The sequence below is a fragment of the Pseudomonas sp. S2_A05 genome (assembly GCF_054668485.1).
Genome location: NZ_CP162775.1, coordinates 1915099 through 1930596, shown reverse-complemented (window position 1 = coordinate 1930596; position 15498 = coordinate 1915099). Strand labels below are relative to the sequence as shown.

The following is a 15498-nucleotide window of genomic DNA, read 5'->3' as shown; positions in this document are numbered from 1 at the left end:
TCTCTTGTCTCGCATATTGACCCAGCCAAGCGCTGTTGAAGAAGCCTTGGCCGAACACGACGCCAAGATGTTTGGCTCACCCAAGGAGCGCCTGGATTTCTATCGCCGGGAAATCCAGTACGAAACCAGCATCCTCGCCAACCGCACCGACGCCTATCTGGCGGCGCAGTCGTTTCTGGTCATTGCTTTCGCCTCGTGCATGGCCAACCTCAATCCCGAGTGGGGCAAGATGTTCACCCTTGTCGTGCCGCCTTTTCTGGCGCTGCTCGGCGTGCTCAGCTCACTGAACGCCTGGCCGGGGATTCGCGCGGCTTACGACATCATTGATCACTGGCACTTCAAACAGAGCCAGTTGCTGCACAGCGAGCCGGTGATGGGCGCGGCGTATGACGAGTCTCCACTGTTCAGCGAAATGGAATCGAGCCACAAGGGCTATCGCAAGTCGCTGCTGTTCTCAGTGCGCACGCCTTGGATTTTTGCGACGTTCTGGGTGATGTTGGGGGTGTATGCGGTGTTTATTCAGGTGACCAATCCTTGAGGTGGATTGGTTGGGGGCAGGGGACAGGTGCTGGATTTTGTGGTGTTAGTGAGATCTTACCCCCTCACCCCAGCCCTCTCCCCCAAGGGGGCGAGGGGGAAAGGGAGCAGATCTTCATGCTTTTCAAAATCTACATTCGGCGCGGTATGCCAGGTCGGTGTAGCACGTGAGAACACCTCGGTCAGTCCCCTCTCCCCTCGGGGAGAGGGCTAGGGTGAGGGGCTTTTGACTTTTATCACGCAGTTTCCAGCTCACGCCGCGGTGTAACAGCATTCTGCACCGCTGCCGGAATCGGCGGAAAATCCTCATTCAGCACACACAGATGATCAATCGCATCTTCAAATTTCGCATCGGCTTTCTTGCGCAGTGCCCGGTATTGCTCAAAGCGTTCGAAGTCGGTCGGGGTCTGTTCCAGCAGCGCGTTGGCCGCTCGGTTCAGTTCGTGGGCTTCTTCGAACAGTTGACGATTGCGTTCCAGAGCCAGTGCTCTGCAAGCCTTGATTTGCGCAGGAGTCGAGCATTCGTTCATGACTGTGACCTTGTTTGTGTCGGGGTTCCGTTTGATAGGCTGTTCACCGCAGGGGAACCGAACCTGCCGGGTCGCGCTGGATGGTTGGCGCGGTTAAAGGTGTGACCCTTGGGTCGCGCCCGGCGATCCATTTTTTTGTAGAAAAATCTTCGATGATTTTCGGCAAAGCGCAGCGGTTGAAGAATCAGCTTTTTCGTTGCTTCAGACTTTCATAGCGCGCCAGCATCGGCTGTGTGCTGATGCCATGCAGCAGGATACTCAGGGCCACCACCGACAACGTGATGTCGGTACAGACCTTGGCCACGTCGGAATCGAGGCCATGGTTCAGGGCGAAGAACAGATAGAAAAGGCTGCCGATGCCACGAATGCCAAACCAGCCGATCAACAAACGCTGCGGTCCGCTGAGCAGATTGCCCCACGGCATCAGCGCCACGCTCAGTGGACGAATCAGACAGAACAGCACGGCGCCGATCCACAACGCCCGCCAGTCCCAATGCGCAATCAGCACGACGCCGAGCAGGGTCACCAGAAACACTTCCATCGCCCGCTCGACCAGACTGCCGAATGCGAGCATGTCGCCCATCATGATTCCCGCCGCGACCTGGCTGTCTTCCAACTGCTCCGTGTCGCCGTGCACGGCGTTCTGTGGTTCGACGTTCTGATGACCGACCACCGGCTGCACCAGATGCTCGGCAGGTGCCTGGGTGATGCCCGTGGATTTGACTTCCTCCTGACGCAGACCCAGGCCAGCAGCGAAGACCGCAAGAAAGCCGTAGCCGCCAATGGCGTCGGCCACCACGTAGGACAGTGCGATCAGCGCGAGGGTCAGGTAATCGTTCGGGCCGAGGGTGCTGTCCTCGTTGTGAATGCGTAGTAACAGAGCGATGCGGCCAATGCCGCGCCCCATCCAGTAACCGGTGAGCAAACCCGCCGGCACCGCCCACAACAGACTGCGAAGCACCCAGTGCTGCCATTCGCCAGCGCTGCCGTCACCGTGCAGCAACAGCAGACCGAGAATCACGAAAGGGAAAGCCACGCCATCATTGAGCCCGGCTTCACCGGAGAGGCCGAAGCGCACGCTGTCGACGTCCTGCGCATCATTGACCTGCACCAGTGCGGCGAGCACCGGGTCGGTCGGGGCCAGAATCGCGCCGATCAGCAACGACGGTCCCCACGGCAATTGCAGGCCCCAATGCAATAGCAGGCACACGCCGATAATCGTCAGAATCATTACCGGCCCGGCCAGACCAAAAGCGATACGCCAGGTCTTGTGGGCCAACGGCAACCGCAGCTTCAGACCGCAGACGAACAAGGAAAAGAGCACCGCGACTTCAGTCAGGTGCTCCATCCACAATGATGATTCTTCCAGCGGCAATTGCAGCAGGTCGAGGCCGCTGGGGCCGATGGCGATGCCGAGCAGCAGGCACACCGCCGAGGTGGTGACCGGCATCCAGCGCAACCAAGACGACGTCAGGGCCAGCGTCAGCAGCACGGCGCCGAGCACCGCGACCCATACGCCGAAACTCATGACCGCTCACTTCGGTGAATTCTCAAGGACAGGCGCACCGGGTCAGCTCACGGTCGTGCGCAGGTACTCGGGGATGAGCACGTTGAACCACAGCAGAATCATCGACACCAGCATGGTCACCAGCACCAGCAGGCCGACGCCCCACACGCACGCCGAATACAACAGGCCTTGCTCCTTGCGCTCATGCATGAAGGTCGGCAGGCCGACGAACAGCAAAAACGTCGAATAGATTGACGCCGCGCCGAGCACCAGAATCGCCAGCCAGCGGCTCGGGTACAGCCCGGCGATCCCGGCGAGGAAAAACGGCGTCACCGTGTAAGCGGCAAAACCGATGCATTGATTCAGCGTTGGCCGCGCGTCAAATGAACGCGACATCCATCTGATAAACCCGCCGATAACCGCCACACCGGCGACAATCGTCACGTACAGCAGCACGCTCAACTGCAGGGCGCTGGCCGTGCTCAGGCGCACGTTCTCACCCGCGGCGAGGCTCCAACCGACTTGAGTGGTGCCGATGAACAGGCACACGGCCGGAATCAACGCGAGCAGCAGCAAATGCGCGAGGTAGTGGCGGGGATGGGTTTCTTCTTCGCGGCGGATATCGGTCCAGGCGAAGTTGGGTTGGGTGAAGAGTCTGACGAGGGGGGCGGACATGACAACCTCCTGTTCCAGTTGGCCCGTAGGCGCTTAAAGGTATGGAGAGATGCCATGCCGCTCGGGTTCAGTTTTTCTGCTGCACGGTTACAGCATCGGTTTGCCGCCGGTCACGCCGTAGCGCTGGCCGGTGATATAGCTGGCTTCGTCGGAGGCCAGCAGCACGTAAATCGGTGCGACTTCCACCGGTTGGCCCGGACGGCCGAGCGGGGTGCTGCCGCCGAAGTTCTGTACTTCTTCGTCGGGCATGGTCGAGACGATCAGCGGCGTCCAGATCGGGCCAGGGGCGACGCTGTTGACGCGAATTTCCTTCGGCCCGAGCATCTGCGCCAGGCCACCGGTGAAATTGGCGATTGCGCCTTTGGTGGTGGCGTACGCCAGCAGAGTCGGCTTGGGCATGTCCGAGTTGACCGAGCTGGTGTTGATAATCGACGAACCGGGGCGCATGTGTTTGATCGCCGCCTGGCAGATCCTGAACATGGCAGTGATATTCACGTCGAAGGTCATCACCCATTCGTCATCGGGGATTTCTTCGAAGTTTTCGTGGGTCATCTGGAACGCGGCGTTGTTGACCAGAATGTCGATGCGGCCAAAGCGCTCGACGGTCTTGTCGACCAGCGCCTGGCACTGAGCCTTCTCGGCGATATCGCCCGGCAGCAGGATGCACTGACGCCCGGCCTGCTCGACCCAGCGTGCGGTTTCCTTGGCGTCTTCGTGTTCATTCAGGTAAGCCACGGCGACGTCGGCGCCTTCACGGGCGAAGGCAATCGCCACCGCGCGACCGATGCCGCTGTCGGCACCGGTGATCAGCGCGATCTTGCCGGCGAGGCGGCCGGAACCGACGTAACTTTGCTCGCCGCAGTCTGGATACGGTTCCATCTTGCGTTGCGAGCCGGGCACCGGTTGGGCTTGTTTCGGGAAGGGTGGTTTTGGATAGTCAGTCATCGCAGGGTCTCCTGATTTCAAGTCCAGTGTTCCGGGTTGACCCGGTGGCTTTGCCTTGAGTTCGATCGGATTTGCGCTGGATTGACAGACTGAATGGAACAACTGTGGGAGCTGGCTTGCCAGCGATTGCGGTGCCACAGACAACATCTATGTTGCATGTGAGCCCGTCATCGCTGGCAAGCCAGCTCCCACAAGGGCCAAGTGTTCTCAGGCGTTGCGGCTGGCCAGCGCCCGCTCCATCCGCGCAATCCCTTCTTCCAGCATCGCCCTCGGGCAACCGAAGTTCAAGCGCACGAACTGCTGATGCCGGTCGCCAAAATCGAGCCCGGCACTCAGGCCGACCTTGCCCTGTTCGAGGAAGAACCGCTGCGGATCCGGCAGGTCCAGCGCGGTGCAATCGAGCCACGCCAGATACGTGCCCTGCGGCACATTGATGGTCACGCCCGGCAACCGCGTGCGTACGGCGTTCACCAGCCAGTCGCGGTTGGCCTGCAGGTAGATTTTCAATTCCGCGAGCCAAGGCCCGGCTTCGCTGTAGGCGACGCGGGTGGCTTCCATGCCCAGCGGGTTGACGCTGTCGACCATGCCGCAGCGGGCGTGGTTGACGCGTTCACGCAGCGCGGCGTCCTGAATGATCATGAACGAGGTCTTCAGACCGGCGATGTTGTAGGCCTTGCTCGCCGACATCAGGGTGATCGTGCGTTTGGAAATTTCCGGACTCAGCGATGCGGTGGGAATGTGCACGCGGCCGTCGAAGCACAGTTCGGCGTGAATTTCGTCGGAGATGATCCACGCGTCCTGCGCTGCGCAGATGTCCGCGACTGCCTGCAATTCTTCGCGGGCGAAGACCTTGCCGATCGGGTTGTGCGGGTTGCTCAACAGCAGGGCGCCGCCGCCTTTCAGTGACTCGCGCAGTGCGTCCAATGGCGTGGCGTAAGTGCCATCGGCCTGGGCTTCGAATTGCAGCTCGACCTTGTTCAGGCCCCAATGCCCCGGCGCATGGCGCAGCGGCGGATAGTTCGGCACTTGCACGACGACATTCTGCTGCGCCTGGACCAACGCCTTGAGCGCCATGTTGAAGCCCGATTCCACGCCCGGCAGGAAAATCAGCTCCTGCGGTTTGACCTGCCATGCGTACTTGTTCCACAGGTCGGCGACGATGGCGTCGCGCAGGTTGTCCTGGGCGACGCTGTAACCGAGCAGCGGGTGCAGCAGGCGCTGTTGCAAGGCTTGAACGATGACCGGCGGCGCGGCGAAATCCATGTCAGCGACCCACATCGGCAACACATCGGCCGGGTAGCGGCTCCACTTGGTACTGCCAGTGTGGTGGCGGTCGAACAGCTGATCAAAATCGAAAGTCATGCGCGGTCTCGTCGAGGCGGGTTTGGTTCTGCCGGACATTCTATGCGCAACGCGACCTGTGGGAGCGAGCCTGCTCGCGAATACGTCGGGTCAGGCAGCATCGAGTTGGATGACCCAGCGCTTTCGCGAGCAGGCTCGCTCCCACAGGGGGGTGTGCACTGGCTGGAAATCCGGGCCAGACACCCGACGGTCGGTTTTCACACAATCGGCAAGGTCTTTGTCTACAGTGAAAAAGTCGGCGTCAAGGCGTCGCAACCGTGATTGTCCAGATAAAGCCCGGCGCAAGTACCGGGTTCCACCTGATCAGGAGTGCACGATGGATCTCAGCCGTCGTCAGTTCTTCAAGGTCGCCGGTATCGGCCTTGCAGGCTCAAGCCTGGGCGCGTTGGGCATGGCCCCGACGGCGGCCTTCGCCGAGCAGGTGCGTCACTTCAAGCTCGCCCACACCCGTGAAACCCGCAACACCTGCCCGTATTGCTCGGTCGGTTGCGGTTTGATCATGTACAGCCAGGGCGATGCCGGCAAGAACGTGGCGCAAAACATCATTCATATCGAAGGCGATTCCGACCACCCGGTCAATCGCGGCACGCTGTGCCCGAAAGGCGCGGGCCTGCTCGACTTCATTCACAGCCCCGGCCGCTTGCAGTACCCGCAAGTGCGCAAGCCCGGCAGCAATGAATGGACGCGCATCGGCTGGGACGAAGCCCTCGATCGCATCGCCGACCTGATGAAGGCCGACCGCGACGCCAACTTCATCGAGAAAAATGCCAACGGGCAAACGGTGAATCGCTGGCTGACCACCGGTTTTCTCGCGGCATCGGCGGCATCCAACGAAGCCGGCTACATCACTCAGAAGGTGATTCGCAGCCTCGGTCTGCTGGGGTTCGATAACCAGGCGCGTGTCTGACACGGCCCGACGGTGGCAAGTCTTGCCCCGACGTACGGCCGTGGTGCCATGACCAACACCTGGACCGATATCGCCAACGCGAATCTGATCCTGGTGATGGGTGGCAACGCAGCAGAAGCGCATCCGTGCGGCTTCAAATGGGTGACCGAGGCCAAGGCGCACAACGCCGCGCGGCTGATCGTGGTCGATCCGCGTTTTACCCGGACCGCTTCGGTGGCCGACTATTACGCGCCGATCCGTACCGGTACCGACATCGCCTTCATGGGCGGGTTGATCAATTACCTGCTGACCGAGGACAAGATCCAGCACGAATACGTGCGCAATTACACCGACGTGTCGTTCATCGTCAAAGCCGGTTATGGCTTCGAAGACGGCCTGTTCAGCGGCTATGACGCGGAAAAACGCAGCTACACCGACAAGTCCGGCTGGGGCTACGAATTCGCCGAGGACGGTTTCGTCCGCGTCGACCCGACCCTGCAAGACCCGCGCTGCGTCTATCAACTGATGAAGCAGCATTACAGCCGCTACAACATCGACCTGGCCAGCCAGATCTGCGGCATGCCCGTCGACGCGATGCAGAAAATCTGGGAAGAGATCGCCACCTGCTCGACACCGGGCAAGACCATGACGATTCTCTACGCGCTCGGCTGGACGCAGCACTCGATTGGCGCGCAGATCATTCGCAGCGCGGCGATGGTGCAATTGCTGCTGGGCAACGTCGGCATGCCCGGCGGTGGCGTCAATGCGCTGCGCGGGCACTCGAACATCCAGGGTCTGACCGATCTCGGCCTGCTGTCCAACGCCTTGCCCGGCTACCTCACGCTGCCCAGCGACAGCGAGCAGGATTACGGTCAGTTCATCTTCAAACGCACGCAGGTTCCGCTCAGACCGGGGCAGCTTTCGTACTGGCAGAACTACAGCAAATTCCACGTCAGCCTGATGAAATCCTGGTACGGCGCCAACGCCACCGCCGAGAACAACTGGCTGTTCGACCATTTGCCGAAGCTCGACATCCCCAACTACGACGTGCTGAAAATGTTCGATCTGATGAGCCAGGGCAAGGTCAACGGCTACTTCTGCCAAGGCTTCAATCCGATCGCTGCGTTACCGGACAAGAACCGCGTGATGGGTGCCTTGGCCAAACTCAAGTGGCTGGTGGTGATGGACCCGCTCGCCACGGAAACCTCGGAGTTCTGGCAGAACGTCGGGCCGTACAACGATGTGAAAACCGCCGAAATCCAGACCGAAGTCATTCGCCTGCCGACCACCTGTTTTGCCGAGGAAGACGGCTCGCTGGTCAACAGCAGCCGCTGGCTGCAATGGCACTGGAAAGGCGCCGACGGCCCCGGCGAAGCGCAGACCGACATTCGCATCATGAGCGAATTGTTCCTGCGCCTGCGCCAGCGTTATCAGAGCGAGGGCGGCAAGTTTCCTGATCCGCTGCTGAAACTGTCGTGGCCGTACAAGATCCCCGACGAGCCTTCGCCGGAAGAACTGGCGCGGGAGATCAACGGCACCGCCGTCAGCGATTTCACCGATGCCAGCGGCGTCACGGTCAAGGCCGGTACGCAACTGGCCGGCTTCGGTTTGCTCAAGGATGACGGCAGCACCGCGTCCGGTTGCTGGATTTTCGCCGGCAGCTGGACCGAGGCCGGCAACCAGATGGCCCGGCGCGATAACGCCGACCCATTCGGCATGCACCAGCATCAGGGCTGGGCGTGGGCGTGGCCGGCGAATCGGCGGATTCTCTACAACCGCGCCTCGGCGGACCCGGCGGGCAAACCGTGGGACCCGAAAAAACGACTGGTGTGGTGGAACGGCAAGGCCTGGACCGGCACCGATGTGCCGGACTACAAGGCCGACGTGCCGCCGGAAGCCGGGATGAATCCGTTCATCATGAACCCCGAAGGCGTGGCCCGGTTCTTCGCCGTCGACAAGATGAACGAAGGCCCATTCCCCGAACACTACGAGCCGTTCGAAACGCCGATCGGCATCAACCCGCTGCACCCGCAAAACAAGAAGGCCACCAGCAACCCGGCGGCGCGGATCTTCGATTCGGTCTGGGAAACCCTCGGCGAAGCCAAGGACTTCCCGTACGCCGGCACCAGTTACCGGCTTACCGAGCATTTCCATTTCTGGAGCAAGCACTGCAAGTTGAACGCGATTGCTCAGCCCGAGCAGTTCGTGGAAATCGGTGAGGTGCTGGCGAACGAGAAGGGCATCGCTGCCGGTGATCGCGTGCGTGTCAGCTGCAAGCGCGGGTTTATCGAAGCGGTGGCGGTGGTGACCAAACGGATCCGGCCGCTGCAGGTCAACGGCCAGGTCGTGCATCAGATCGGCATCCCGCTGCACTGGGGTTTCACCGGCCTGACGCGCCACGGTTACCTGACCAACACCCTGGTGCCGTTCCTCGGCGATGGCAACACTCAGACCCCGGAATCCAAGTCATTCCTGGTCAACGTGGAGAAACTGTAAATGGCCAGCCAAGACATCATTGCCCGCTCGGCCACCACCACCGTGCCGCCGTCGGTAAGGACTCAGCAGGGCGTTGCCAAGCTGATCGACACGACCAAGTGCATCGGTTGCAAGGCCTGCCAGGTCGCCTGCTCGGAATGGAACGAGCTGCGCGACGAGGTCGGCCACAACCACGGCACCTACGACAATCCGCAGGACCTGACGGCGGATTCGTGGACGCTGATGCGCTTCACCGAGCACGAAACCGACGCCGGCAACCTCGAATGGCTGATCCGCAAGGACGGCTGCATGCACTGCGCCGAGCCCGGTTGTCTGGCCGCGTGCCCAAGCCCCGGGGCGATCATTCAGCATGCCAACGGCATCGTCGATTTCGATCAGGACCACTGCATCGGTTGCGGCTATTGCATCACCGGTTGCCCGTTCAACATTCCGCGCATCTCGCAGAAGGATCACAAGGCCTACAAATGCACGCTGTGTTCCGATCGGGTGGCGGTGGGGCTGGAGCCGGCCTGCGTGAAAACCTGCCCGACCGGCGCGATCGTCTTCGGCACCAAGGAAGACATGAAAGAACACGCCGCCGAACGCATCGTCGACCTGAAAAGCCGTGGCTTTGAAAACGCCGGTTTGTACGACCCGGCAGGCGTTGGTGGCACCCACGTGATGTACGTGCTGCATCACGCCGACACGCCAAAAATCTATGCAGGTTTGCCGGACCATCCGGCGATCAGTCCGCTGGTGGGCTTGTGGAAAGGCATCAGCAAACCCCTCGGCTTGTTGGCGATGGGTGCGGCGGTGCTGGCCGGGTTCTTCCACTACGTGCGCATCGGGCCGAATCGCGTCGAGGAGGATGAGCATCCGACGCCACCCGACACCTCGGTGCACGTGGTCGACCCGGCGGTGCACACCTTCGATCCACGCGGGGAGGAGCGGCCATGAGCAACAAGACGATCCTGCGTTACAGCGCCAACCAGCGCACCAATCACTGGCTGGTGGCGATCCTGTTTTTCATGGCCGGGTTGTCCGGGCTGGCGTTGTTTCATCCGTCGCTGTTCTGGCTCAGTAATCTGTTCGGCGGCGGCACCTGGACGCGGATTCTGCACCCGTACATGGGCATCGCCATGTTTGTGCTGTTCCTCGGCCTGGTGTTCAGCTTCTGGCGCACCAATTTCTTCATCGCCAATGACCGCCAGTGGCTGCGGCGGATCAACCGGGTGATGGTCAACGATGAGGAAAGCGTGCCGCCGGTGGGCAAGTACAACGCCGGGCAAAAGTTGCTGTTCTGGACTTTACTGCTGTGCATGCTCGCGTTGCTGTTCACCGGGCTGGTGATCTGGCGCGCGTGGTTCAGCGCGTACTTCGGCATCACCACGATCCGCTGGGCCATGCTGCTGCATGCGCTGGCTGGATTCGTGCTGGTGCTGAGCATCATCGTGCACATCTACGCCGGCTTGTGGATCAAGGGTTCGGTCGACGCCATGTTGCATGGCTGGGTCAGCCGGCCGTGGGCGAGAAAACACCATGAACTGTGGTACCGCGAGGTGACCCGCGACGAACAGCCTCGGGACGTGCCCGAGCGACCGCTGACAAAAAAGGGCTGACTTTTGCCAAGCATTCTCGAACCTGGGAAATCGAGGCGGCGGCCAGTTCGCCGCCGTTTCTGTATCTGCCGCCACGTAACCTGTTTGTCCTGCGCGCTGAGCGCCTCGAGCGTCTGGCCGAGGGCAATGGGTTGGCGGATTATCTGCGGCTGATGGCCGGGTTGTGCCGGGCGCAGCAGCAGGTCTTCGACGATCCGCCGCTCACCGCGCCGTTTGATGCGCAGCGTTTCGAAGCCTGTCAGCAACACGGTCTGCCACCATTCGCGGCAGATACCTTGGTGCGCGAAGATGCCTGGCAGCCGTGGCTGGACGCCTTGCTGCAGCGCTGTGCGCCAGCGGATCAACCTGCAGTGATCGACGCGCTGGACACTCTGCGCGGGGCCAGTTCCGGCCAGTTGCGCGCGTGGGCGGTGGCGCTGGTCAGTGGGCAGTATTCGCTGGTGCCGGCGGCGCTGGTGCCGTTTCTCGGCGCCGCGCTGCAAACCGCCTGGAGCCACTGGCTGCTCAGTGTGCCAAATCTGCAACTCAAGCCTGGCGACAGCCTCAGCCAATGCCCGGCCTGTGGTTCGCCGGCCATGGCCGGGGTGATTCGCCATCGCGGCAAGCACAACGGTTTGCGCTATCTGGTGTGTTCGCTGTGCGCCTGCGAATGGCATGTGGTGCGGGTCAAGTGCGTGTATTGCGAGCAAAGCAAAGGCCTTGAGTATCTGAGCCAGGAAGACGACCGGCACAGCGCCGAACAGGCGCCGCTGCGCGCCGAAGTCTGCCCGAGTTGCAACAGCTACCTGAAATTGCTCTATCTGGAGAACGACGCCGAAGCCGAGGCGTTGTCGGCGGATCTCGGCAGTTTGCTGCTGGACATGCGTCTGGCCCAGGACGGCTATCAGCGTCTGGCGCCCAATCTGTTGCTGGCGCCGGGAGACGACTGACCAGAGCAAATTGTGGAAGGGGGTGTGCTCCCACAGGTTTATGTGCCGAATCACAAAGCCCGGTCCGCCCCGGGTTTCTCTGTGGGAGCGAGCCTGCTCGCGAAGGCGTCAGGTCAGCCACATCCACACCAACTGACACACCGCATTCGCGAGCAGGCTCGCTCCCCACAGGTTTTTGTGGTGACCAACAATGTTCATTCCACCCCGAATCCCTGTTGGAGCTGGCTTGCCAGCGATTCGGTCGGCACATCCACCGCCTTCTTTGACGGACCCACCGCAATCGCTGGCAAGCCAGCTCCCACAAGTCTATGTGCCGAATCACAAAGCCCGGTCAGCCCCGGATTTCCCTGTGGGAGCGAGCCTGCTCGCGAAGGCGTCAGGTCAGCCACATCCACATTGACTGACACACCGCTTTCGCGAGCAGGCTCGCTCCCACAGGTTTTGTGGTGACCAACAATGTTCATTCCGCCCCGAATCCCTGTGGGAGCTGGCTTGTGTGCCGAATCACAAAGCCCGGTCAGCCCCGAATTTCTCTGTGGGAGCGAGCCTGCTCGCGAAGGCGTCAGGTCAGCCACATCCACACCAACTGACACACCGCATTCGCGAGCAGGCTAGCTCCGGCAGTGCGTCTACACTTCTGAAACCCTTTTGGGAGCAAGCTTGCTCCCAAAAGGGCCTGTTTCGGTCAAATCAGGAGTGGCTGATGTCTTCCAGCGTTGCCCTGCGGTTGCCGTCCATTGATGGGTTGTTGCGTCATCCGGCGTGCGCGCCGTTGGCCGAGCGTTACGGCCGGGATTTGTTGCTGACTGGTCTGCGTCAGTTGCTCGATGAGCTGCGGCCCGGCGTGTTGAGCGGGCAATTGGCGGCCGTGGAAATCGGCCCCGAAGTGCTCGCCGGCCGCGTCGGCGAACGCTTGGCGCAACAGCAGCGCAGTCAGGTGCGCCGGGTGTTCAACCTGACCGGCACGGTGCTGCACACCAATCTCGGCCGCGCCCTGCTGCCCGAAGAAGCCATCGAAGCAGTGCAAACGGCTGCACGCTATCCGCTCAATCTCGAGTTCGATCTGGCGAGCGGCAAGCGCGGTGATCGGGACGATCTGATCGAAGGCCTGATCCGCGAACTGACCGGCGCCGAAGCCGTCACCGTGGTCAACAACAATGCCGCTGCCGTGCTGCTCACGCTCAACAGCCTCGGCGCGCGCAAGGAAGGCATCATCTCCCGTGGCGAGCTGATCGAAATCGGCGGCGCCTTCCGCATCCCCGACATCATGGCCCGGGCCGGCGTGCGCCTGCACGAAGTCGGCACCACCAACCGCACCCATGCCCGGGATTACCAAGCGGCAATCGGTCCGCGCAGCGGGTTGATCATGCGCGTGCATGCCAGCAACTACAGCATCGAAGGCTTCACCGCGCGGGTGGCGACTGCGGAACTGGCCGAGTTGGCACACGCTCATGGCTTGCCGTTGCTGGAAGATCTGGGCAGCGGCAGTCTGCTCGACCTGACGCGCTGGGGCCTGCCGGCGGAACCGACCGTGCGGCAGGCGCTGCTCGATGGCGCCGACATCGTCACCTTCAGCGGCGACAAATTGCTCGGCGGGCCGCAGGCCGGGTTGATCGTCGGGCGCAAAGAACTGATCGCGAAGATCAAGAAGAATCCACTGAAGCGCGCACTGCGGGTCGACAAATTGACCTTGGCCGCGCTGGAGGCGGTGCTCGGTCTGTACCGCGATCCGGATCGCCTCGCCGAGCGTCTGCCGAGCCTGCGCCTGCTGACCCGGCCCCAGGCCGACATTCATGCTCAGGCTCTGCGTTTGCAACCGTTGCTCGCCGAGGTGTTGGGCGAGGTCTGGCAGGTCAGCGCGGTCGAGGCGTTGGGCATGATCGGCAGCGGCAGCCAACCGGTGGCGCGCTTGCCGAGTGCAGCGCTGTGTTGCCGCCCGCAAGTGTCCAAGCGCTGGCGCGGGCGTTATCTGCTCAATCTCGAAGCAGCGTTGCGCGGTTTGCCGATCCCGGTGCTCGGGCGAATCGGCGACGATGCGCTGTGGCTCGATCTACGCCAGCTCGACGATGAGCCAGGGTGGCTGGCGCAGTTGCCGCAATTGCAGGTCGACCGGTGATCGTCGGCACGGCGGGGCACATCGACCACGGCAAGACTTCGCTGTTGCAGGCGCTGACCGGGCAAACCGGCGACCGCCGCCCGCAGGAGCGCGAACGCGGCATGACCATCGATCTCGGTTATCTCTACGCCGAACTCGCAGCGGGCTCCGGGCTGACCGGCTTCATCGACGTGCCCGGCCACGAAAAATTCACCCACAACATGCTCGCTGGTGCGCAGGGCATCGATCTGGTGTTGCTGGTGGTCGCGGCCGACGACGGCGTGATGCCACAGACGCGAGAGCATCTGGCGATCGTCGAACTGCTCGGCATCCCGCGCGCGCTGGTGGCGATCACCAAATGCGACCGGGCGGGAGCGGGCAGGGTGGAAGAGGTGCAGCGCCAGGTCCTGGACCTGCTCGCGCCCGGACCATTTGCTGATGCGCCGATTTTTACCGTGTCGAGTGTGAGCGGGCAGGGCGTCGATGGATTGCGCGCGGCGTTGTTGCAGTCACACAACGAGGTGCAGGCGCGTGGTTGCGAAGGCGGCTTTCGTCTGGCGATTGATCGGGCTTTCAGCGTCGCGGGTGCGGGGATCGTGGTCACGGGCACGGCGTTGTCGGGCACGGTTGCGGTGGGCGACAAACTTGTCTTGGGGCCTGCGGGCAAATCGGTGCGCATCCGTGGCCTGCACGCGCAAAACCAAGCCGCTGAACGAGCGTTCGCTGGTCAACGCGTGGCATTGAACCTCAGCGGCGATCGTCTGGAACTGGCGCAAATCCACCGTGGCCAATGGCTGCTTGCGGACTGGCTGCATGCCCCGACCCAGCGCATCGACATCGACTTTCAGCTGTTGCCCGGCGCGCGCATCTTCGAACACTTTCACCCGGTGCATCTGCACCTTGGCACCCAGGATGTCATCGCCCGCGTCGCTTTATTGCAAGGCCCGCGCCTGAGTCCCGGCGAGCGCATGTTCGCGCAACTGCTGATCAACGCGCCGGTGCACGCAGTGAAAGGCGATCGATTGATCCTGCGCGACGCCAGCGCCCAGCGCACCCTCGGCGGCGGTGTTGTGCTCGACCCGTTCGCCCCGGCGCGCCAACGCCGCAGCCCGGAACGCCTCGCGCAACTGCAAACCCTCGCGCTCAGCGTCAGCCTCGAACAGGGCTTGCCGGCACTGCTCAACCACAGCCCCGGCGGCCTCGACCCGCAACGCCTCGAACGCCAGTTCAACCGCCCGCGCGCGCAGTGGAAGCTGGCGGAAAATATCCGCCTGATCGACACCCGCCAAGGCCCGCTGCTGTTCAACGTGCAGCGCTGGGGCCAGTTGAAATTCACTTTGCTCGAGCAACTGGCGCGATTCCACGAACAGGAACCCGACCAGATGGGGCCGGACCGTGATCGCCTGCGCCGCTTCAGCGCGCTGGCACTGGAACGCTCGACGTTCATCAGCCTGCTCGACGAACTGCTCAACGCCGGCACCATTCTCGCCAGCGGCCCCTGGCTGCACCTGCCCGAACATCAGGTGCGCCTGAATGCCGACGACGAAATCCTCTGGCAGCAATTACAGCCGTTGTTCGAAGAGGCCGGTTTCGACCCACCGTGGGTGCGCGACGCGGCGAAAATTCTCGGCGAAGACGACGCCAGTGTCCGCCTGCTGCTGCGCAAACTCGCACGGCTGGGCCTGATGCACCAGGTGGTGCGCGACCTGTTTATCAGCGACATCGTCCTGCGGCAAATGGCGGCGCTACTGCTGAAACTCGCCGAAGAAAATCCAGCGATTGAGGTGACAACTTTCCGTGATGCGCTAGGCTTGGGACGCAAACGCTGTATTCAGTATCTGGAATATTTCGACCGACTCGGCCTGACCCGCCGGCTCGGCGAATCCCGCCAGATCCGCCCCGACAACGCGCTGGCTGACGCTTGCGCACCCTGAGTTC

11 protein-coding genes and 1 pseudogene are annotated in these 15498 nt (G+C 62.2%); 7 read left to right on the top strand and 5 right to left on the bottom strand.

The genetic code is table 11. The annotated features are described in order from the left end of the window. The first annotated feature begins 4 nt into the window (after window positions 1-4). Entirely contained in the window at window positions 5-538 is a 534-nt protein-coding gene (locus tag AB4O12_RS08935; RefSeq protein ID WP_016774826.1) for a hypothetical protein, read from the top strand. A gap of 235 nt (window positions 539-773) precedes the next feature. Here AB4O12_RS08935 and AB4O12_RS08930 read toward each other — a convergent pair whose 3' ends face one another. The 5 genes from AB4O12_RS08930 to AB4O12_RS08910 all read right to left on the bottom strand — a co-directional run bounded on the left by AB4O12_RS08930 (window position 774) and on the right by AB4O12_RS08910 (window position 5556). After that, the gene (locus tag AB4O12_RS08930; protein WP_039761510.1) at window positions 774-1067 is read right to left on the bottom strand and encodes a hypothetical protein; all 294 of its coding nucleotides are present in this window, start codon (window positions 1065-1067) and stop codon (window positions 774-776) included. A 184-nt stretch (window positions 1068-1251) separates the two neighbouring features. Beyond that, window positions 1252-2595: a cation:proton antiporter gene (locus AB4O12_RS08925; RefSeq protein ID WP_252886258.1), complete on the bottom strand. Its 1344-nt coding sequence runs from the start codon at window positions 2593-2595 to the stop codon at window positions 1252-1254. Window positions 2596-2637: 42 nt separating this feature from the next. After that, window positions 2638-3249, bottom strand: coding sequence for a Yip1 family protein (locus AB4O12_RS08920; protein ID WP_056786193.1), 612 nt, complete (start codon window positions 3247-3249; stop codon window positions 2638-2640). Window positions 3250-3336: 87 nt separating this feature from the next. Continuing rightward, window positions 3337-4194 (bottom strand): glucose 1-dehydrogenase, encoded by an 858-nt coding sequence (locus AB4O12_RS08915; RefSeq protein ID WP_016774822.1) that lies wholly within the window; start codon window positions 4192-4194, stop codon window positions 3337-3339. Window positions 4195-4401: 207 nt separating this feature from the next. Further along, window positions 4402-5556: a MalY/PatB family protein gene (locus AB4O12_RS08910; RefSeq protein WP_460061464.1), complete on the bottom strand. Its 1155-nt coding sequence runs from the start codon at window positions 5554-5556 to the stop codon at window positions 4402-4404. 316 nt (window positions 5557-5872) lie between these two features. Between AB4O12_RS08910 and fdnG the strand changes: the two genes are divergently transcribed. The 6 genes and pseudogenes from fdnG to selB all read left to right on the top strand — a co-directional run bounded on the left by fdnG (window position 5873) and on the right by selB (window position 15494). Then, window positions 5873-8938 carry a formate dehydrogenase-N subunit alpha gene (gene fdnG, locus AB4O12_RS08905; RefSeq protein WP_400500430.1) on the top strand — a complete coding sequence of 1022 codons (3066 nt, stop codon included), beginning with the start codon at window positions 5873-5875 and terminating at the stop codon, window positions 8936-8938. Then, entirely contained in the window at window positions 8939-9874 is a 936-nt protein-coding gene (gene fdxH, locus AB4O12_RS08900; RefSeq protein WP_016774818.1) for a formate dehydrogenase subunit beta, read from the top strand. Further along, window positions 9871-10536, top strand: a complete 666-nt coding sequence (locus tag AB4O12_RS08895) for a formate dehydrogenase subunit gamma (protein ID WP_041480299.1) — start codon at window positions 9871-9873, stop codon at window positions 10534-10536. The genes fdxH and AB4O12_RS08895 overlap by 4 nt, the downstream gene beginning before the upstream one ends. 3 nt (window positions 10537-10539) lie before the next feature. Next, window positions 10540-11465: pseudogene (gene fdhE, locus AB4O12_RS08890) on the top strand (formate dehydrogenase accessory protein FdhE). Window positions 11466-12168: 703 nt separating this feature from the next. Next, window positions 12169-13581: an L-seryl-tRNA(Sec) selenium transferase gene (gene selA, locus AB4O12_RS08885; protein WP_460061461.1), complete on the top strand. Its 1413-nt coding sequence runs from the start codon at window positions 12169-12171 to the stop codon at window positions 13579-13581. After that, entirely contained in the window at window positions 13578-15494 is a 1917-nt protein-coding gene (gene selB, locus AB4O12_RS08880; RefSeq protein ID WP_460062430.1) for a selenocysteine-specific translation elongation factor, read from the top strand. The genes selA and selB overlap by 4 nt, the downstream gene beginning before the upstream one ends. The last annotated feature ends 4 nt before the right edge of the window (window positions 15495-15498 follow it).

Bases quoted from the DNA above. Each gene is read 5' to 3' on its own strand.
- AB4O12_RS08925 (WP_252886258.1), bottom strand. From the start codon at position 2,595: ATGAGTTTCGGCGTATGGGTCGCGGTGCTCGGCGCCGTGCTGCTGACG.
- AB4O12_RS08920 (WP_056786193.1), bottom strand. From the start codon at position 3,249: ATGTCCGCCCCCCTCGTCAGACTCTTCACCCAACCCAACTTCGCCTGG.
- AB4O12_RS08910 (WP_460061464.1), bottom strand. From the start codon at position 5,556: ATGACTTTCGATTTTGATCAGCTGTTCGACCGCCACCACACTGGCAGT.
- selA (WP_460061461.1), top strand. From the start codon at position 12,169: ATGTCTTCCAGCGTTGCCCTGCGGTTGCCGTCCATTGATGGGTTGTTG.
- fdxH (WP_016774818.1), top strand. From the start codon at position 8,939: ATGGCCAGCCAAGACATCATTGCCCGCTCGGCCACCACCACCGTGCCG.
- AB4O12_RS08895 (WP_041480299.1), top strand. From the start codon at position 9,871: ATGAGCAACAAGACGATCCTGCGTTACAGCGCCAACCAGCGCACCAAT.
- AB4O12_RS08915 (WP_016774822.1), bottom strand. From the start codon at position 4,194: ATGACTGACTATCCAAAACCACCCTTCCCGAAACAAGCCCAACCGGTG.
- AB4O12_RS08930 (WP_039761510.1), bottom strand. From the start codon at position 1,067: ATGAACGAATGCTCGACTCCTGCGCAAATCAAGGCTTGCAGAGCACTG.